Source organism: Mycobacterium shinjukuense (genome assembly GCF_010730055.1).
In the GTDB taxonomy this organism is placed as follows: domain Bacteria; phylum Actinomycetota; class Actinomycetes; order Mycobacteriales; family Mycobacteriaceae; genus Mycobacterium; species Mycobacterium shinjukuense.
Genome location: NZ_AP022575.1, coordinates 462,761 through 481,879, shown reverse-complemented (window position 1 = coordinate 481,879; position 19,119 = coordinate 462,761). Strand labels below are relative to the sequence as shown.

The following is a 19,119-nucleotide window of genomic DNA, read 5'->3' as shown; positions in this document are numbered from 1 at the left end:
GACGGCGCGAACCGCGTGTGTTGAGTTTATTTTCGGACCACTGATCAACAACCCGCATAGGTTGGGCAAGCCGCTGCGCAATGACCTTGAAGGCCTCCATTCGGCCCGCCGCGGTGATTACCGCGTCATCGACGCCATCGACGACGGCCACCACCGAATCGAGATCATCCACATCGCTCGTCGCAGTGCCAGCTACCGAATAAACCCGCGCCGGCCAAGATAAACCGTACCCCGGGTACCGGCTAACCTGATGACAGCCGAGACAAGGGAGGGTACGTCGTGGAGGGGTTCGCCGGGAAAGTCGCCGCAGTGACCGGCGCTGGTTCGGGCATCGGGCAGGCGCTGGCCGTCGAGCTGGCCCGCTCAGGCGCCAAGCTGGCGATCAGCGACGTCGACACCGAGGGGCTGGCGCACACCGAGGAACAGCTGAGGGCGATCGGCGCGCCGGTCAAGGCCGACCGACTCGACGTCACCGAGCGCGCAGCCTTTCTGGCCTACGCCGACGCGGTCAACGAGCATTTCGGCAAGGTGAACCAGATCTACAACAATGCCGGGATCGCCTTCACCGGCGACATCGAGGTCAGCCCGTTCAAGGACATCGAGCGGGTGATGGACGTCGATTTCTGGGGCGTGGTGAACGGCACCAAGGCGTTCCTGCCGCATGTGATCGCCTCCGGGGACGGCCACGTGATCAACATTTCCAGCGTGTTCGGGTTGTTCTCGTCGCCGGGGCAGGCGGCCTACAACGCGGCCAAGTTCGCCGTCCGCGGCTTCACCGAGGCGCTGCGCCAGGAAATGGCGCTGGCGGGCCACCCGGTGAAGGTGACGACGGTGCACCCCGGCGGTGTCAAGACCGCGATCGCCCGCAACGCCACCGCCGCCGAGGGACTCGACCAGGCCGAGCTGGCCAGGTTGTTCGACACGCGGGTGGCCCATCTCAGCCCGCAGCGAGCCGCACAGATCATCCTGACGGGGGTGCGTAAGAACAAGGCTCGGGTGTTGGTGGGGGTCGACGCCAAGGTACTGGACCTGGTGGTGCGGCTGACGGGCTCCGGGTACCAGCGGCTGTTTTTGCCCCTACACGGCCGGTTGGCGCCGACGCGCCGCTGACGTCGGGCGCCCGAGGGTCCGCGATCGTACGGCCGCCGCGGCGGGTCGCCGTACCGACCCTGACGCTCGCGGCGGCTCAGCGTCCCAACGGGTGTTCGGCGAGCCAGCCGGCGGCCACCGCTCGCGGGTCGGCGCCGGCGGCCACCTGGCGGCGCATCTCGGTCAGGGCCGCGGTGTCGAGCACACCGGCCACTTCGTTGACGGCCAGCAGTTGCCGCTCGGTCAGCGCGTTGCGGCGATACAGCGGAACGATGTTCTCGGCCTGGATCAGGGCGGGCTTGCCGTCGGCCAGCACGGCGACATCCACGGGAGTGCCGGGGTTGGCGGTGGTGGTCCAGGCCGCGGTCAGCTGTCCGGCTCGCAGCGCGGCGAACATCGTTGTGTCGTCAGCAAATTCCCGCGGGGCGGGTAGCCGGCAGGTACCCACCGCCGCCGGTGGGTGGGCGCCGTCGACCTTCCCGACGACCAGCCCGCCACAGTGGCTGGCCAGCAGGCGCAGATCGCTGCCGCCCCAGGCCCCGGCGATGGCGTGGGTCACCACCAACGCGGGTTTGTCCTGCGCGGCGGTGGTGTAGTCGCCCGCGGCGATGCCCTCGGGCAGCGCCGCGACCATCGCGCGGTACACCTGGGCGTCCGACAGCGCCGTGGCGCCGGGCTGCACGGCCCGCAAGACCTGGCCGGTGAGGGCGGGGACGACGGTGAAGGCGCCCGAGTCCAGCTGGGCCATCGGGTCGGCGGCGGTGTCGGTGCGCGCCGCAAAGCCGTACGACCGCAACGCCGCCGCGTAGATGTCGGCCAACAGCATCGACTGGGGGTCCGGCCGCGAGCCCACCACCAACTGCGTGGGGCGATCTTTTCCGGCCGCCGAGCAGCCGACAATAGCCAGCACACCGGCGAGCAGCAGCGCGACCAGCCTGACGACGCTCACGCCGAGCAGTCTGATGCCAAGGCCACCGCCCTGGCCACCGCTTGCCCGACGCGCAGGTCCAGCGGGCTCGGGACGATCCGGTCCAGCGCGAGGTCGTCGCTGACCACGCAGAAGATCGCCTCGGCCGCGGCGACCATCATCTTCTCGGTGATCCGGCGCGCCCCGGCGTCCAGCGCGCCGCGGAACACCCCGGGAAACGCGAGCACGTTGTTGATCTGGTTGGGGTAGTCACTGCGACCGGTGGCCACCACCGCGGCGTGCTTGGCCGCGACATCGGGACGGATTTCTGGGTCCGGGTTGGACAGCGCGAACACGATCGGATCGGGCGCCATGGTGGCGATCACCTCCTCGCCGACCACGCCCCCCGACACCCCGAGGAACACGTCGGCGCCGCCGAGCGCCTCGGCCATGCCGCCGGTGAGTCGACGGGGATTGCTGCGTTGCGCCAGATCGGCCTTGACGCCGTTCATGTCGTTGCGCCCGGTGTGCAGGATGCCGCGCGAGTCCAGCACGGTGATATCTGAAACTCCCATTGCCAGCAGGAGATTCGTGCACGCGACACCGGCTGCGCCGGCGCCGGAGACCACCACCCGCAGCGAGGACATGTCACGGCCGAGCAACTTGGTGGCGCCCATCAGCGCCGCCAGCACCACGATGGCGGTGCCGTGCTGGTCGTCGTGCATCACCGGGCAGTCCAGCGCCTCGATGGCCCGTCGTTCGATCTGGAAACAACGCGGCGCCGAGATGTCCTCGAGGTTGACCGCGCCGAACGTGGGGCGCAGCCGCACCAGGGTGTCGACGATCTCGTCGGGATCCTTGGTGTTCAGCACGATCGGGATCGCGTCCAGCCCACCAAAGGCCTTGAACAGGGCGCATTTACCCTCCATCACCGGCAGCGACGCCGCCGCGCCGACATCGCCGAGACCGAGCACCGCGCTGCCGTCGCTGACGACGGCGACCAGCCGGTGCGCCCAGGTGTAGCGGCCGGCCAGGGTGTGATCGGCGGCGATCGCGCGGCTGACCTGCGCCACGCCGGGGGTGTAGGCGATCGACAACGCGCGCTGGGTGTCCAGCGGCGCTGTCAGCCCGACCGAAAGCTTGCCACCCAGGTGGGCCCGGAATATCTCGTCGTCGGGGACGGTGTGTGGCGACGCTGTTTCTGGCACCGAACCAGGGTACTGTGCCCGATCGGCGCAGCTCGCGATGGGTTGCGGCGGAACCGGCACTCGGGGGGTTGAAACGCCGAATGGCTGGCGGCTCTCGCGGTACACTTGCTCCGCTCTATCGGTCGACGTCGACGAGTGAGGGCAGCGATCACGTATCTGGTTGCGGCGCAGGACATGCTGCTGGGGGCGGCGACGGATTTGGCGGACATCGGCGCGGTGCTGGCCGCGGCCAATGTCGCGGCGGCGGCCCCGACCACGGTGCTGCCGGCCGCCGGCGCCGACCAGCTGTCGCGGCGGTCGCGTCGCTGTTTTCTGCGAACGGCCAGGCCTATCAGACGCTCAGCGCGTAGGCGGCGGCGTTTCATCAGCGGTTCGTGCGCGCGCTCAGTTCCGCCGGGGCGTCGTATGCGGCCGCGGAGGCCGCGAATGCTTCGCCCATGCAGCAGGTGCTGGACGTGGTCAACGCGCCCACCCAGCTGCTGTTGGGGCGCCCGCTGATCGGCGACGGCGCCGACGGCGGGCCGGGGCAAAGCGGCGGGGACGGCGGGTTGTTGTACGGCAACGGCGGCAACGGCGGCTCGAGCACCACCCCCGGGCAGCCCGGGGGTCTCGGTGGCGCCGCCGGGGGTCTCGGCGGCGCGGGCGGCGCCGGCGGCGCGGGCGGTGCCGGCGGGGCCGGGCTCAACAACGGCAACCCAGGCGCCCCCGGCGGTCCAGGCGCCACCGGCGCCAACGGGCAGCACGGCCTCAGCGGCTGAACCGCGCGGCCCTCGGTGGTCTCGCTCGTCAGTTCGTTGGGGGGCGGAACCAGGGTGACCCCGGGTGTCGCGGCGGCTGGCAGACCCGGTGCGCACGGTGCACCTTCCGTTGTGTCTCGCCCGCCTCACGCGTTCCGGCCCGGAAGGGATATGCGTTGCGCCCGCCTTCGCGCGACAACCGCGGCTGTCGCGCGGAGGCGGGCACTTTGCATGTGGGTAGCATCGGGTTCACCTGGAGCAGATGAGGAAGTTGAGACGCCCGGGGCAGCCCGGCAGAACACCGAGACCCTCACGAACTTGCGATCCAGACCACTCGGTCGAACGCCCATGCCGGCATCGAGCAGCGCGGCACCATGACGAGCGACCCAACACATTGTCCAGGTGGCGTGGTCCCGCGGTGAGCAGCTCCACATTCGGCTGCGAAAGCCTGCTGGGGAAGCCGGTGATGACCGCACGAGAACGATCCGATGACGGCCGCGTGAGGTTCAGATCAGGCCCAGCTCGGTGACCGCGTTGCGCTCGTCGGCCAGTTCCGCGGTCGACGTGTCGATGCGGCCGCGGGAGAACTCGTCGATCTCCAAACCGCTGACGATGGTCCAGCTGCCATCCTTGGTGGTCACCGGGAACGACGAGATCAGCCCCTCCGGCACCCCGTAGGAGCCATCGGAGACCACCGCCATCGAGACCCAGTCACCCGCGGGGGTGCCCAGCAGCCAATCGCGGGCGGCGTCGATGGTCGCCGACGCGGCCGAGGCCGCCGACGAGGCGCCACGCGCTTCGATGATCGCCGCACCGCGCTTGGCCACCGTCGGGATGAAGTCGTTCTCGATCCACGCCTGGTCGCCCACCACCTCGGCCGCGTTCTTGCCACCGACCTCGGCGTGAAAGATGTCGGGGTACTGAGTGGCCGAGTGATTACCCCAGATCGTCATCTTCTTGATGTCGGTGACCTTGGCGCCGGTCTTCCTGGCCAGCTGCGAGATCGCCCGGTTGTGGTCCAGACGGGTGAGCGCGGAGAACCGCTCGCGCGGGATGTCGGGCGCATTGGACATCGCGATCAGCGCGTTGGTGTTGGCCGGGTTGCCGGTCACGCCGACGCGCACATCGTCGGCGGCCACCGCGTTGAGGGCCCTGCCCTGAGCGGTGAAGATCGCGCCGTTGGCCTCCAGCAGGTCGCCGCGCTCCATGCCCTTGGTGCGCGGCCGGGCGCCGACCAGCAGCGCCAGGCTGACCCCGTCGAAGATCGTGTTCGGGTCGGCGCCGATTTCCACACCCGACAGCAGCGGGAACGCGCAGTCGTCGAGTTCCATCACGACACCCTCGAGCGCCTTCAGCGCGGGCTCGATTTCGAGCAGACGCAGCTCGATCGGGCGGTCGGGGCCCAGCAGCGAGCCGCTGGCCAGGCGGAACAACAGGCTGTAGCCGATCTGGCCGGCGGCGCCGGTGACGGCGACCTTGAGGGGACTTGCGCTCACGTCGGTTCTGCTCCTTACGGACATAGGCAGAGTGCTGCTTGGGTTTCGCGTCGAAACTAGCGCACCGTTGCCGGCCCGAAACCCCCGGTCCACAACTCGTCGCACGCTGGTCACCCGCGTAGCATGGAGCACCGCCCGGTCAGACGTGCGCTGCGATCGGAGGTCGACGTGTTCCCAGGGTTCGACGCATTACCTGAATCGCTCAGACCACTAGCGCGGCCGGCGAAACCGCGGGTACACCCCGTTCCCAGCCCACCGGCGCAGTCCTTGGTCGACTGCGGGGTCTACGTCGACGGCCAACGCTTACCGGGCAAATACCCGCACACCACCGCGCTGGCCAAGGTCCGGGAACTAGCGCAAACCGGCCACGACGCCTTCGTCTGGATCGGGCTGCATGAACCCGACGAGCAAGAGATGCAGGAGGTGGCCGACATCTTCGGGCTGCACCCCCTGGCGGTGGAAGACGCCGTGCATGCCCACCAACGGCCCAAGCTGGAGCGCTACGACGAGACGCTGTTTCTCGTCCTAAAGACCGTGAAGTATGTGCCCCACGAATCGGTGGTGCTGGCCCGCGAGATCGTCGAAACCGGTGAGATCATGATCTTTGTTGGCCGGGATTTCGTGGTCACCGTTCGGCATGGCGAGCACGGCGGACTGTCCAAGGTGCGCGGGCGCATGGATGCCGACCCCGAACATCTGCGGCTGGGACCGTACGCGGTCATGCACGCCATCGCGGACTACGTCGTCGACCATTACCTGGCGGTGACCAATCTCATGGAGGCCGATATCGACTTCATCGAGGAGGTCGCGTTCGCTCCCGGCAGCAAGGTCGACGTCGAACCGATCTACCTGCTCAAGCGCGAAGTGCTTGAATTGCGGCGCTGTGTGAGCCCGCTGTCGGCGGCGTTCCAGCGGATGCAGACCGACAACAAAGACCTCATCTCGAAAGAGGTGCGCCGCTACCTGCGCGACGTCGCCGACCACCAGACCGAGGCGGCCGACCAGATCGCCAGCTACGACGACATGCTCAACTCGTTGGTGCAGGCCGCGCTGGCCCGGGTCGGCATGCAGCAGAACATGGACATGCGCAAGATCTCGGCCTGGGCGGCCATCGTGGCGGTGCCCACCCTGATCGCCGGCATCTATGGGATGAACTTCCATTTCATGCCCGAACTGGACTCCAGGTGGGGCTACCCGACGGTGATCGGCGGGATGGCCATCATCTGCCTTTTCCTGTACCGCAGTTTCCGAAACCGGAACTGGCTCTAGCAGCTGCGCCGAGCAGACGCAGAAGCGCCCAATTTCATTGTGAAATGGGCGATTATGCGTCTGCTCGCGGGAGTTAGGTGCCGACCGGGACGGTCAGGTTAGCGCCGGAGTCAGCGTCGAAAACCGCGAGTTTCGTGGTGTCCAAGGCCAGCTCGATCGACCGCCCAAGTGCGGCCTTCGATTCGGCGAAAACCCTTGCCACGAACTGGTTCTCATGTGCCTCTGACTCGGCGGCCAGCTCGTCCAATTGCGCCGAGTGCACGTCACATCCCGCGGTGGAGAAGTACACGTACTTGTCCGAGCCCAACGATTCCACCAGGTCGACCTTGATTTCGAAGGTCAGCGCCTTGATCCGCTGGTAGGCGTCGATCAAGGCGGCATCCTGGATATGCTCGGGGCGCACCCCGACAATGACGTTCGCCGGCTTGGGATGCGCCGCGATCACACCCCGGACCTCCGGGGCCAACGTCACCTCGCCGAAGGGCAGGGTCAACCCGATCGACGTCAACGTGGCGGGGAAGAAATTCATCGCCGGAGAGCCGATGAAGCCCGCCACGAATAGATTGGCGGGGCGTTCGTAAAGCTCTTCGGGGGTGCCGATCTGCTGCGCCACACCGCCGTGCATCACCACCACCCGATCGCCCAACGTCATCGCCTCGGTCTGGTCATGGGTGACGTAGACGGTGGTGGTGCCCAGTCTGCGTTGCAGCCGGGCGATCTCGCCGCGCATCTGTACCCGCAGTTTGGCGTCCAGATTCGACAGCGGCTCGTCCATCAGGAAGGCTTTGGGATGGCGCACGATCGCCCGGCCCATGGCAACCCGCTGCCGCTGCCCACCCGACAACTGCGACGGCTTACGGTCCAAAAGCGCGGTCAGGTCAAGGATTTTGGCGGTCTCAGTGACCTTTTGCACGATGTCGGCCTTTTTCATCTTCGCCAGGGTCAGCGGAAACGCGATGTTCTGCCGCACGGTCATGTGCGGGTAAAGCGCGTAGGACTGGAACACCATGGCGATGTCACGGTCCTTCGGCGCCTTCTCGTTCACCCGTTCGCCGCCGATGCGCAGCTCTCCCGACGAGATATCCTCAAGTCCGGCAATCATATTCAGCGTCGTGGTCTTGCCACAGCCGGAAGGCCCTACCAGGATGAGGAATTCGCCGTCGGCGATGGTGATGCTGAGATCCTGTACCGCCGTGTGACCGTCGGGGTAACTCTTGGTCACGTGCTCCAGCTCAATCTCGGCCATCGCGTTATCCCTTCACCGCGCCAGAGGTCAACCCGGCGACAATTCGTCGTTGGAAGATGAGAACAAAGATGATGATCGGGACCGTGATCACCATCGCGCCGGCCGCGATCGACCCGGTCGGCTCCTCGAACTGGGAGCTGCCGGTGAAGTTGGCGATCGCCACCGGCGCGGTGACGGCGGCCTTGGTGGCCGTCAGCGACAGCGCGAGCAGCAAGTCGTTCCAGGCGAAGATGAACACCAGGATCGCCGCGGTCACCAGCCCGGGAGCGGCCAGCGGCGCGATCACCTTGCGAAAGGCCTGACCCGGCGTGGCGCCGTCCATCTTGGCCGCCCTCTCCAGGTCCCACGGGATTTCCCGGAAAAACGCCGACAGCGTGTAGATGGCCAGCGGCAACGCGAAGGTGATGTACGGCAGGATCAACCCCGGCCAGGTGTCGAACAGACCGACCGCCCGTTCGATGTTGAACAGCGGTGTGACCAGCGAGATCGCCGGGAACATCGTGATCAGCAGGGCGAGGGCGATCAACAGCCGCTTGCCGCCGAAGTCCAGCCGGGCAATCGCATAGGCCGCCATCGCGCCGAGCACCACCGCGATCACGGTGGTGCTCAACCCGATTCCGATGGAATTGATCAGCGCCGAGCTGAAGAAATCGCCCCGGAAGATGCCGCGGTAGTTGTCCAGCGTCACCGATGACGGAATCAGCTTGCCGTCCTTGACCGTTGAGGTCGGTTTGAGGGACAGGCTGAAAATCCACAGCACCGGGAGCAACGCATACACCACCACCAGGGTGTCGATGATCACCCAGAACGTGGCCCGCCGGGCGCCGATCGGTCCGGTGCCCATCCCCTTAGCGCCCATCGGCGTCACTCCCAGGTGCCGCGGCGCCGAACAGCTTGATGAAGACGACCGCGATCAGGGCCACACAGCCGAAGATCAACACGCTGATCGCCGAACCCAGCCCCACGTTGAAGCCCTTGAACAGGTTGTCGTAGCCCAGGATCGACACCGACTGGGTGTTGTTGGCGCCGGCGGTCAATACATAGATGTTGTCGAAAATGCGGAACGCGTCCAGGGTGCGAAACAGCAGCGCGACCACCACGGCCGGCCTGATGATCGGCAGGGTGACTCTCGTCAGCCGGCGCCAGGCGCCGGCGCCGTCAACCTGGGCGGCCTTCAGCAGGTCCTCGGGCACCAGCGCCAATCCGGCCAGCAACAGCAACGACATGAACGGCGTGGTCTTCCAGACCTCGGCGAGGATCACCACGCCCAGCGACGGGATCTGTTGGGTCAGTGGCGCGCTGGCGTGCGGCAGCAGGTTGGCCAGATACCCGGTCCCGGGTGTCCAGGCGTAGTACCAGCTGTAGGACGCGACCACCGTGACGATGCCATAGGGGATCAGCACCGCGGTGCGCACCAATCCCTTGCCGATCAGGGTGCGGTGCATCACCAGCGCCAGGGCCAGGCCCAGCACGAACTCCATCGTCACCGACACCGCCGTGATCGCCGACGTCACCGCAAGCGCCGTCCACCAGTACCGGTCGGTGAGGACCGTGTGGTAGTTGGCCAGGCCGACGAACGCGGTGTCGTTCGGGGTGGCGAAGTTGTTGCGCTGCAGGCTCAGCCAGACCGCGTAGCCGATCGGATAGGCCGTCACCGCCAGCATCAATGCCGCCGCCGGTGCCACCAGGACGAACGCCAGGCGCCGTTCGGCCGTCATCCCGCGCCGCTCTCCCCGGTTGACAACAGCGGCCGTCATGGCAGCAGGCCCTTGCCGTCGATCGCCCGCTGCACCTGCACGGTGAGTTCGTCGGCGGTGCGTTCCGGATCGATCTCGGTGATCGGGCTCAGCACCGCCGCCAGCCGCAGCGACACCGCCTGGTAGACCGGCGTCGCCGGCCGCACGGCGGCATCGGTGAGCTGCCGCCGGATCACCTCATACATCGGATACTTCGCCTGAAACTGCGGGTCGCTGTAGAGCGAGGTGCGCACCGCCGGCAACCCGCCTTCGAGCGAGACGAACTTCTGGTTCTGCAGGTTCCGCAGGCACCGGACGGCCTCGAACGCCTCCGCCCGGTGCCGCGTGGTCCGGGCCACCGCCAGGTTCAGACCGCCCAGCGTCACCCTGGCCGGCTGGCCGGGCGTCACACCCGGGTAGGGCGCGAAACCGAACACCTGCTGGCTGGCCTCATAGGCGATGCGGAACTGCTCGTCGGTGGGCACGAAGGTGCCGACGTCGTTGAGGCTGCCGGCCAACTCGGGAATCGTGTTGAGCGGCAAGAACGGCACCCCGCCCTTCACCGCGTTCTCCAGCATGGAGGCCAGCACGTACGGCCAGTTGACCTCCAATGCCGCCTTGCCCTGTTCGACCGCCAGCCGCGCGGTGCCCTCGTCGGTCCGGCTGATCGACGGATCGGCGCCGGGCGCGGTGGCCACCGACTTGAGGATCCGCAGCGCGGTGACGGTGGCGGCCCGGTGCTGGGGGGTATCGGTCAGGGTGACCCGCTTGCCGTCCTCGGCAAGCACCTGACCACCCGCGCTGGCCAGCACCGTGTTGAACCACACCACCAGACCCTCGCCCTCGTTGGCCTGCACAGCGATCCAGCTGGGCTCGCCGGCGGCGTGCAACCGCGCCGCCCAGCTCACCATTTCGTTCCAGGTCTGGGGCGGCTGGTCAATCAAATCCGTTCGGTACCACAGCAATTGGGTGTTGGTCGTAACGGGCGCGGCATACCGCCGGTGTTTCCAGGTGGCCGTTGCCAACGGACCCGGCAAGGTGTCAGCGGTGGCGTCGGCCTCGGCCAGCCCCGCTGGGTCATCGGACAGCGGCAGCGTCCATCCCGCCTCGGCGAACTCGGCGGTCCACACCACGTCCATCGCCATGACGTCCAGGGTGCGGTCGTTGCCGGTCAGCCGCCTGGCCAGCTGCAGCCGCTGCTCGTCGGGAGATCTGGGCAAACTGCGCTGCGCAACGACAAAGCGGCCGCCGGCTTGTTCGGTGCAGCGTTGGGCGACGGCGGTAAACGTCGCCCGCTCGGAGGCAGGCGTGTAGAAGCTGATCACCACCCGGGGATTGCTGAATCCGCAGCCCGACACGGTGCTCAGCGCCGCCAACGCGGCCATACCCAGCCCGCGCATGCGCCCGCGACTCATCACCACACCGGGGTCAGATCGCTAAGCGCGCCAGCAGATCCCGCGCCTTTTCCGCGTTCTGCGGATCGCAGAGCACGTCGTAGCGACCGGCCACCAGTTGCATGGTGGAGCTGAAATCCCTGGTGCCGCGCGCCATTGCGTACGGGACCGCGGAGGTGATCAGTCCGAAGAACACGCCGGCGACCAGGCCGGTGGCCAAGGCGGCCGACAGGTTGGGGCTGAAGAACCCAAGCACCAGCCCGATGAACAGGCCCAGCCAGGCGCCGCTGAGCACGCCACCACCGAGCACTTTAGGCCAGGTCAGCCGGCCGGTGACGCGTTCCACCTGCATCAGGTCGACACCGACGATGGTCACCTGCTGGACCGGGAATTGCTGTTCGGAGAGATAGTCGACGGCGCGCTGCGCCTCGGCATAGGTGGGATAGGACCCGACCGGCCAACCCTTGGGTGGGGTGGGCAATCCGGGCACACCATGCCGACGCCCGGCAGGGGGCGTGGTACCGGGAACCTGTCCGGGAGGAAATGGGCTAGTCATCGATTCTCATTCTGCTCTGCCGGTGCCATCGTTTCATCTCCAGTCGGGGCGGCCACACCGGCGCGCCATCCAGGGGGCCCGCGCTGGGCGGCGCGAGCAACCGGCACTTCACCCGTTTCGCCTGGCTGGACCCGGCCAGAGCGTCGGCGGGTGTTGATTCGCCGGCATACCGGCGACCAGCCCGTAGGCTAGGTTGGTCAGCATGACAGCTCCCGGCGACTCCGTCGGCGAAGGTGCGCACCGTGCACCCGAGGGCGGGGCGCCGCCACCCCCGGCCGGTGACCGGCCACCCGATCAACCGGTGTCCGACGCTCCCTGGGCGTCACCGGCCCAATGGCCAGCGGCCGACTACCCGCCTCCGGCCTATCAGCCACCGCCCGCCTATCCGTGGGGCCCGCCCGGATTTCCGCCGGACTACGGCGGCGGCTACCCGCCACCGATTCCGCCCGCCGGCTATCCCTCGCCCGGATACCCGCCCTACGGCGGCTACGGACCTCCCGCCCACCCAAGCGGCTACCCGAGTGGCTACTACCCGCCGCCCGACTTCCTGAGCGGTTACCGACCGGCCAATCCGGGCATGAACACCCTGGCGGTCGTCTCGCTGGTGTCCGCGTGCATCGGCGTGTTCTGCTGCATCGGCTCGATCGTGGCCATCGTGCTCGGCACCATCGCCCTCAACCAGGTCAAGCAGACTCGTGAAGAGGGCTACGGCCTGGCGGTGGCCGGCATCGTGATCGGCGTGGCGACCCTGCTGGTCTACTTGGTGGTCGGGATCTTCGCCGTCCCCTCGCGGTAGCACGCGGTGGCGACCGGCGCCGACCCGGCGGAGCTGCCGTCCCGCACCCGGCTGCCTACGCTCTCAAGCATGGCATCGGTCAACAGGGTGTATGTCGCGCGGCTGGCGCGGATGATGGTGCTGGGGCCACTCGGTGAATCCTTCGGGCGTGTCCGCGACGTCGTGATCGGCATCAGCATTGTCCGCCAGCAACCGCGGGTGCTGGGGCTGGTCATCGATCTGGCAACCCGCCGCAGCATTTTCATACCGATGCTGCGCGTGGCGGCGATCGAGCCCAAAGCGGTGACCCTGAGCACCGGCACCGTGTCGCTGCGCCGCTTCGAACAGCGGCCCGGCGAGGTGCTGGCGCTGGGCCAGGTGCTCGACACCCCGGTGAAGGTCACCGATCCCCAACTGCCCGAGCTGGCCGGCGTCGACGTCGTGATCACCGACCTGGGCATCGAGCAAACCCGCACCCGCGACTGGATGGTGACCAGGGTCGCGGTGCGCAGCCCGCGGCGGCTGGGGCGACGTGGCCCGGCGCACGTCGTGGACTGGCACCACGTGGCGGGGTTGACACCGTCCGCCTTGGCGATGCCCGATCAGGCAGTGGCGCAGCTGCTGGACCAGTTCGAGGGACGCAAGGCCGTCGATGTCGCCGACGCCATCCGCGGACTGCCGGCCAAGCGACGGTACGAGGTGTTCACGGCGCTCGACAACGAGCGGCTAGCCGACATTCTGCAGGAGCTGCCCGAACTCGAACAGGCCGAGGTGTTGTCCAAACTGGGCACCGAACGGGCGGCCGACGTGCTCGAGGAGATGGATCCCGACGACGCCGCCGACCTGCTCGGCGTGCTCAGCCCCACCGACGCGGAGCTGCTGCTGACCCGGATGGATCCCGGGGAATCCGACCCGGTGCGACGGCTGCTGAGGCACTCCCCCGACACCGCGGGCGGCTTGATGACCTCCGATCCGGTGGTGCTGACCCCGGACACCTCGGTGGCCGAGGCGCTGGCCCGGGTGCGCGATCCCGACCTGACCCCCGCGCTGTCGTCGATGGTCTTCGTGTCGCGCCCGCCCACCGACACGCCCACCGGGCGCTACCTGGGATGCGTGCACCTGCAGCGGCTGCTTCGGGATCCGCCGGCCGAGCTGGTCGGCGGAATCATCGACACCGACCTGCTCACCCTGGCGCCGGACACCCCCTTGGGGGCCGTCACCCGCTATTTCGCCGCCTACAACCTGGTGTGCGGGCCGGTGGTCGACGACCAAAACCACCTGTTGGGAGCGGTGACCGTGGACGACCTGCTCGACCACCTGCTGCCACACGACTGGCGCGTGGATATGCAGGGGTTCGATGCCGTCGGCCCGATTCGATCCGGAGGAACTCGGTGAGCAAAAACTTCGCGCCGCGACGGCTGTACACCCCGCGGACCTCGCGCACGCTCGCGCCGCGGCTGGATCCCGAGGCCGTCGGCAGGACCACGGAATCCATCGCACGGTTCTTCGGTACCGGCCGCTACCTGCTGGTGCAGACCATTTTCGTGGCGACGTGGATCACGCTGAACCTGTTCGCGGTCGGCCTACGCTGGGACCCGTACCCCTTCATCCTGCTCAACCTGGCGTTCTCCACGCAGGCCTCCTACGCCGCGCCGCTGATCCTGCTGGCCCAGAACCGGCAGGAAAACCGGGACCGCGTCGTCTTCGAGGAGGACCGTCGGCGCGCCGCGCAGACCAAGGCCGACACCGAGTATCTGGCCCGTGAGCTGGCCGCGCTGCGGCTGGCAATCGGCGAGGTCGCCACGCGCGACTACCTGCGCCACGAACTGCACAATCTGCACACGCTGCTGGCGGATCTGCGGCCCAGGACACCGGACGGCGAGGTGACCCCGGTGGCCGAGGAGGCTGAGCGGCCTGCCAAGAAATCCGGCTAAGAACCGGGTCGGCCATTGCGCTTCTCCCGTGACGAGAGTTATGTATGGTGATCGAGTTCACCACGGTAAGAAAAGGTAATTTCCCGACGGCTGCACATAACTGAGGACGGTCGAGGTGCGCATAGGGGGACGCTGGGGTGCCCGCCCGGCCGTCGCAGCGGTACGGCAGCAAGCGCTTCGCGTCACCCGGACACCGGCGTTCGGCCTGGCCGTGATCACCCCGCTGGTGTTCGCCGGGGCGGTCGCGGGCGCCGGTCCGTCTTTCCCCGGACGAACCCCGCCGGCGCGCACCGCCGTCACCCCGATTGCCGCGGTCTCCGCCTCCGCGACCGGCGGGTCCGGCCCGGTCGTCGTCGCCGTCAAGCGCCCGCCGCCCGGGTTCCGCGTCGCCGCGGCCACCATGTCGGCCCCGCCGCCGCCGCTGATCGTGAATTCACCTGGTGCGCTGGGTATTCCGATCATGGCACTGACCGCCTACCGCAATGCCGAACAGAAAATGGCCGCCACCGAACCGGGCTGCGGCGTCAGCTGGAACCTGCTGGCCGGGATCGGGCGCATCGAGTCGATGCACGCCAACGGCGGCGCCACCGATACGCACGGCACCGCCCTCAACCCGATCTATGGCCCGACGCTGGACGGCAGCCTGCCGGGCAACGAAATCATCATCCAGAGCAAGGTCGGCAACCGCGTCACCTACGCCCGGGCCATGGGGCCCATGCAGTTCCTGCCCGGCACCTGGGCGCGCTATGCCTCCGATGGTGACGGCGACGGAGTGCCCGACCCGCAGAACCTGTTCGACTCCACGTTGGCGGCCGCTCGGTACCTGTGCAGCGGCGGACTCAACCTGCGCGACCCAACCCATGTCATGGCCGCGATCCTGCGCTACAACAACTCGCTGCCCTACGCCCAGAACGTGCTGGGCTGGGCCGCGGCGTATGCCACCGGCGTGGTCCCGGTCGACCTGCCGCCGATCACCGGACCGCCACCGCCGATCGGTGACGCACACCTCGAGCATCCGGAGGGGCTCGGGCCCGATCTGCCATTGAACGTCAACGGCCTCGGCGTCAACGACCCGCTGATGCACATGCCGCTGATCGACTTCGGCCCGCCCCGGCCGACCTACACGCCACAGCCGATGTGGCCATGGCTGCCGCCCGTCCCGCAGCCGCAGGCGCCGCAGCCCGGCTGCACGCTGATCTGCATCACCTCGCAGAACGTGCCCGACGCGGTCCCGCCTTGGTTCGGCCAACCCCCGGCGGGGGGCATCGTGATCGCACCGCCGGCCGCTCCGCCGCCGCCCGATCCGCTGGCCCCGCCCGACGGTCCTGTCCCGGGCTCCCCACCGGCGCCGGCCAGCCCGGCAGCGGCCGGCAGCGGCCAGCGCGCGCCGTCGTCGGCACCGCAGCCGCCGGCGGCCAACCCGCCGGCACCCGGTGAGCCGGTGCTCACCCCGGTCAGCTGACCACTCGGCCGACCACGGGCCGAGCCGCCTACACTCGGCGGTGATGTCCGCAACACACAATGACGGCCCGACTGACCTTGCCGGGGCGGTGCGCGCCAGGCTGGCCACAGTGATCGACCCCGAACTGCGGCGTCCCATCACCGAGCTCGGGATGGTCAAGGGTGTCGAGGTCGGCCCCGACGGCAGCGTGCACGTCGGCATCTACCTAACCATCGCCGGCTGCCCGAAGAAAACCGACATCACCGAGCGCGTCACCCGTGCGGTCAGTGACGTTCCCGGCACCGGTGCCGTCACGGTCAGCCTGGATGTGATGAGCGACGAGCAGCGCACCGAGCTGCGCAAGCGGCTGCGCGGAGATGCCCGTGAACCCGTCATCCCGTTCGCTCAGCCCAGCTCACTGACCCGGGTGTATGCGGTCGCGTCCGGCAAGGGCGGCGTCGGTAAGTCCACCGTCACGGTCAACCTCGCGGCCGCCATGGCCGGCCGCGGACTGTCGGTGGGCGTGCTCGACGCCGACATTCACGGCCACTCCATCCCCCGAATGATGGGCACCACCGACCGGCCCACCCAGGTCGAGTCGATGATCCTGCCGCCCATCGCCCACGAGGTGAAGGTCATCTCGATCGCGCAGTTCACCCGGGACAACACGCCGGTGGCGTGGCGCGGCCCGATGCTGCACCGGGCGTTGCAGCAGTTCCTGGCGGACGTCTACTGGGGCGATCTGGACGTGCTGCTGCTCGACCTGCCGCCCGGAACCGGCGACGTCGCCATCTCGGTGGCCCAGCTGGTGCCCAACGCCGAAATCCTGGTGGTGACCACGCCGCAATTGGCCGCCGCCGAGGTGGCCGAGCGGGCCGGCAGCATCGCGCTGCAAACCCGCCAGCGCGTCGTCGGCGTCGTGGAAAACATGTCGGGACTCACCCTGCCCGACGGCACGACGCTGCAGGTGTTCGGCGAGGGTGGCGGCCGGCTGGTCGCCGAGCGGCTGTCCCGGCTGGTCGGCGCCGACGTGCCGCTGCTGGGTCAGATTCCGCTGGACCCCGCGCTGGTGGCCGCCGGCGATGCCGGCGTTCCCCTGGTGTTGAGCGCGCCCGACTCGGCGGTGGGCAAGGAGCTGCTCAGCATCGCCGACGCGCTGTCGGCGCGACGGCGCGGACTGGCCGGCATGTCTCTGGGGCTGGACCCGACGCGACGCTAGCGTCATCCGGGCGAGCAGACGCAAAAGCCCCCGAAAATGGGCATTTTCGGGGGCCTTTGCGTCTGCTCGGCCCACTAGGTCGCGTCGGGGTCGAACGGCGCGCTCGCGGTGTGATCCGGGCCCGGCGGTTCAGCCGCGCTCGGCCCCGCTGGCCGGTCAAAGTTGCCGGTGAACAGGGAATCATCACCGTCGAGCAGGTGCTTGGTGAGGGCGGCACGCGGTGTCATGCCCCGCAGCTTGCGCAGCTCGCCGAGGTGCCCGCGCAGATCGTCGAATTCGGGTCCGATGTCCTCACGCAGCTGGCTGGTCACCCCACCGAGGTAGTCGCGAGCCTGCCGCAGCGCCCCCGCCGTCCAGCGGATGGCACCCGGGAGCCGTTCCGGGCCCAGCACCACCAGCCCGACCACGACGAGGACGAGCATTTCCCCCCAGCCGATGTTGGCGAACACTAGGTCGGATGGTGATGACCCGCTGCGCCCGGCTGCGCCGCGCTTGCGATCATCACGAGCTGGTGTCGGGGTCGGGTTTGACGGTCAGCGTGACGTTTCGGCCCTCGCGGACCACCTCGACCGAGGCGTCTTGACCGATGGTCAGCTGGCGCACGGCGACGACGAACTCGTCGGCGTCGGCGACCTTACGGTTGCCGATCTTGACGATCACGTCGTTTTCCAGGATGCCGCCCTTCTGCGCGGGGCTGCCCGCCTTGACGTTGGCCACCTGTGCGCCCGAGGCGATCGCGTTGCTTACCGAGCGGGTGCTGATGCCCAGGGTCGGGTGCACGATCTTTCCGTCTCGGATCAGCGTTTGCGCGACCAATTTCATCTCGTTGACCGGGATGGCAAAGCCGAGCCCACTGGCGCTGTCCGACAGCGACTTGCCGGCGGTGTTGATGCCGATCACCTGGGAGTCCATGTCGATGAGCGGACCGCCGGAGTTGCCGTGATTGATCGAGGCGTCGGTCTGCAGGGCGTCGATGACGGTGTCGGTGTCAGAACCCTCCCCGGACAACGGAACGGGACGGTGCAGCGCGCTGATGATGCCGTGGGTCACCGTGCTGCGCAGTCCCAGCGGAGCACCTGCCGCCAGCACCTCGTCGCCGACCCGCACCTTGTCGGAGTCACCGAGCCGGGCCACCGTCAGATTGTCGACGTTGTCGACCTTGAGCACGGCCAGGTCGGTCTTGGGGTCGCGGCCCACCAGGGTGGCCGGCACTTCCTTGCCGTCGTTGAACACCACGGTGGTCTTGAACTGGCTGGGGTTGTTGGCGGCCTCGGAAATCACGTGGTTATTGGTGACGATGTAGCCGCGGCCGTCGATGATGACCCCGGAGCCCTGCATGCCCTCTTGATCGCTCTTCGACTCGACGGTCACCACGGAATCGGCTATCGCGGCCGCCACCTTGGTGAACCGCCCGGCCGGCTCTTGGGCGTTGCCGCTGGTGGACAACGTCACCTTCGACGTGGTGAAGGCTTCCACGACCTCGGCCGTCTTGCGGCCGACCACCCCGCCGATCACCCCGATCACCAGCGCGATCAGCAGCAAAATGGTGAGGGCGAGGTAGGACACCTTGCCGCCGAACAAAACGTCGCGCACGCCGAGTTTGCCGCGCTGCCCCAGCGTGCCCAGCGGCGCCGGCGGAGCCAGCGCCGGGGTCCCCAGCGCGGCCGCGGCCGCGGGGTTCCGCCACGGATCGTCGGGCTCGTCCGGTCGGCCACCGTCTCTTTCGGCGGCCAGCGCGCCGGCATCGATGGGGTGGCGCTGCAGCGACTCGGCGCCAGCGAACGGACGCCCGAACGCCTCCTGCAGCACCGGGTCGGTCGCTCGATCATGGGGCCTGAACTCGGCCTGATCCCGATACTTCTGCGGACGTACCCGCTCCGCCACAAAGGATCCCCGCAGACCGGATGGACGCCCGAACGCCTGCCGCGATGCGGCGTCCACCGGGGGCCGGGCGATGGGGCGCGGCGCCAGCCGGTGGCCGCCGTCTTGGCCGCTGTTATTGCCTTGATCAGAGGTCACGTCATCCTCTTCTGGATTCTCATCCGAGCGGAGAGCTGGTACGCGGCGCCATCCGGGCCCGACGTTGTTTCAGTCCACCCTAGTATCCACGGA

17 protein-coding genes and 2 pseudogenes are annotated in these 19,119 nt (G+C 68.4%); 9 read left to right on the top strand and 10 right to left on the bottom strand.

Annotated features, from left to right (window positions below; all coding sequences use genetic code 11):
* Positions 1–13 precede the first annotated feature (13 nt).
* Positions 14–223, top strand: a pseudogene (locus G6N20_RS02210) (type II toxin-antitoxin system RelE family toxin); the annotation flags it as partial.
* 56 nt (positions 224–279) lie between these two features.
* Complete coding sequence (locus G6N20_RS02205; protein WP_083047634.1) at positions 280–1,110, top strand: SDR family NAD(P)-dependent oxidoreductase; 831 nt, start codon at positions 280–282, stop codon at positions 1,108–1,110.
* 76 nt (positions 1,111–1,186) lie between these two features.
* Here G6N20_RS02205 and G6N20_RS02200 read toward each other — a convergent pair whose 3' ends face one another.
* Positions 1,187–2,038 carry a glycine betaine ABC transporter substrate-binding protein gene (locus tag G6N20_RS02200; protein ID WP_083047636.1) on the bottom strand — a complete coding sequence of 284 codons (852 nt, stop codon included), beginning with the start codon at positions 2,036–2,038 and terminating at the stop codon, positions 1,187–1,189.
* Positions 2,035–3,204, bottom strand: coding sequence for an NAD(P)-dependent malic enzyme (locus tag G6N20_RS02195; protein WP_083047638.1), 1,170 nt, complete (start codon positions 3,202–3,204; stop codon positions 2,035–2,037). The genes G6N20_RS02200 and G6N20_RS02195 overlap by 4 nt, the downstream gene beginning before the upstream one ends.
* A 147-nt stretch (positions 3,205–3,351) precedes the next feature.
* Between G6N20_RS02195 and G6N20_RS21875 the strand changes: the two are divergent.
* Positions 3,352–3,950 (top strand): annotated as a pseudogene (locus tag G6N20_RS21875) (PE family protein); the annotation flags it as partial.
* A 497-nt stretch (positions 3,951–4,447) separates the two neighbouring features.
* Here G6N20_RS21875 and G6N20_RS02185 read toward each other — a convergent pair.
* Positions 4,448–5,437: a malate dehydrogenase gene (locus G6N20_RS02185; protein WP_083047640.1), complete on the bottom strand. Its 990-nt coding sequence runs from the start codon at positions 5,435–5,437 to the stop codon at positions 4,448–4,450.
* Between the two features lie 168 nt (positions 5,438–5,605).
* On the opposite strand from G6N20_RS02185, the gene corA reads away from it, so the two are divergent.
* The gene (corA, locus tag G6N20_RS02180; protein WP_083047711.1) at positions 5,606–6,706 is read left to right on the top strand and encodes a magnesium/cobalt transporter CorA; all 1,101 of its coding nucleotides are present in this window, start codon (positions 5,606–5,608) and stop codon (positions 6,704–6,706) included.
* Between the two features lie 73 nt (positions 6,707–6,779).
* On the opposite strand, the gene G6N20_RS02175 is transcribed toward corA, so the two are convergent.
* The 5 genes from G6N20_RS02175 to G6N20_RS02155 are packed head-to-tail and all read right to left on the bottom strand — an operon-like array spanning position 6,780 to position 11,638.
* Positions 6,780–7,952, bottom strand: coding sequence for an ABC transporter ATP-binding protein (locus tag G6N20_RS02175; protein WP_083047642.1), 1,173 nt, complete (start codon positions 7,950–7,952; stop codon positions 6,780–6,782).
* A gap of 4 nt (positions 7,953–7,956) precedes the next feature.
* Positions 7,957–8,781: a carbohydrate ABC transporter permease gene (locus tag G6N20_RS02170; RefSeq protein ID WP_142271992.1), complete on the bottom strand. Its 825-nt coding sequence runs from the start codon at positions 8,779–8,781 to the stop codon at positions 7,957–7,959.
* Positions 8,782–8,800: 19 nt separating this feature from the next.
* A complete protein-coding gene (locus tag G6N20_RS02165) occupies positions 8,801–9,709 on the bottom strand; it encodes a carbohydrate ABC transporter permease (protein WP_083047646.1) in 909 nt (302 codons plus the stop codon).
* Positions 9,706–11,109 carry an extracellular solute-binding protein gene (locus G6N20_RS02160; RefSeq protein ID WP_142271988.1) on the bottom strand — a complete coding sequence of 468 codons (1,404 nt, stop codon included), beginning with the start codon at positions 11,107–11,109 and terminating at the stop codon, positions 9,706–9,708. The genes G6N20_RS02165 and G6N20_RS02160 overlap by 4 nt, the downstream gene beginning before the upstream one ends.
* Before the next feature lie 7 nt (positions 11,110–11,116).
* Entirely contained in the window at positions 11,117–11,638 is a 522-nt protein-coding gene (locus tag G6N20_RS02155; protein WP_083047650.1) for a general stress protein, read from the bottom strand.
* A gap of 202 nt (positions 11,639–11,840) precedes the next feature.
* Between G6N20_RS02155 and G6N20_RS02150 the strand changes: the two genes are divergently transcribed.
* The 5 genes from G6N20_RS02150 to G6N20_RS02130 all read left to right on the top strand — a co-directional run bounded on the left by G6N20_RS02150 (position 11,841) and on the right by G6N20_RS02130 (position 17,007).
* Positions 11,841–12,434 carry a DUF4190 domain-containing protein gene (locus tag G6N20_RS02150; protein ID WP_083047652.1) on the top strand — a complete coding sequence of 198 codons (594 nt, stop codon included), beginning with the start codon at positions 11,841–11,843 and terminating at the stop codon, positions 12,432–12,434.
* Positions 12,435–12,503: 69 nt separating this feature from the next.
* Entirely contained in the window at positions 12,504–13,808 is a 1,305-nt protein-coding gene (locus G6N20_RS02145; RefSeq protein WP_083047713.1) for a magnesium transporter MgtE N-terminal domain-containing protein, read from the top strand.
* Entirely contained in the window at positions 13,805–14,347 is a 543-nt protein-coding gene (locus tag G6N20_RS02140; protein WP_083047655.1) for a DUF1003 domain-containing protein, read from the top strand. Before G6N20_RS02145 ends, G6N20_RS02140 begins: the two co-directional genes overlap by 4 nt.
* Before the next feature lie 115 nt (positions 14,348–14,462).
* Entirely contained in the window at positions 14,463–15,809 is a 1,347-nt protein-coding gene (locus G6N20_RS02135) for a lytic transglycosylase domain-containing protein (RefSeq protein ID WP_083047657.1), read from the top strand.
* Positions 15,810–15,852: 43 nt separating this feature from the next.
* Positions 15,853–17,007, top strand: coding sequence for an Mrp/NBP35 family ATP-binding protein (locus G6N20_RS02130; protein ID WP_083047659.1), 1,155 nt, complete (start codon positions 15,853–15,855; stop codon positions 17,005–17,007).
* A 74-nt stretch (positions 17,008–17,081) separates the two neighbouring features.
* On the opposite strand, the gene tatB is transcribed toward G6N20_RS02130, so the two are convergent.
* Both tatB and htrA read right to left on the bottom strand, forming a co-directional pair.
* Positions 17,082–17,456, bottom strand: a complete 375-nt coding sequence (gene tatB, locus G6N20_RS02125) for a Sec-independent protein translocase protein TatB (protein ID WP_083047661.1) — start codon at positions 17,454–17,456, stop codon at positions 17,082–17,084.
* A gap of 52 nt (positions 17,457–17,508) precedes the next feature.
* On the bottom strand, positions 17,509–19,026 hold the full coding sequence (gene htrA, locus G6N20_RS02120) for a serine protease HtrA (protein ID WP_083047663.1): 1,518 nt from the start codon (positions 19,024–19,026) through the stop codon (positions 17,509–17,511).
* Positions 19,027–19,119: the final 93 nt, after the last annotated feature.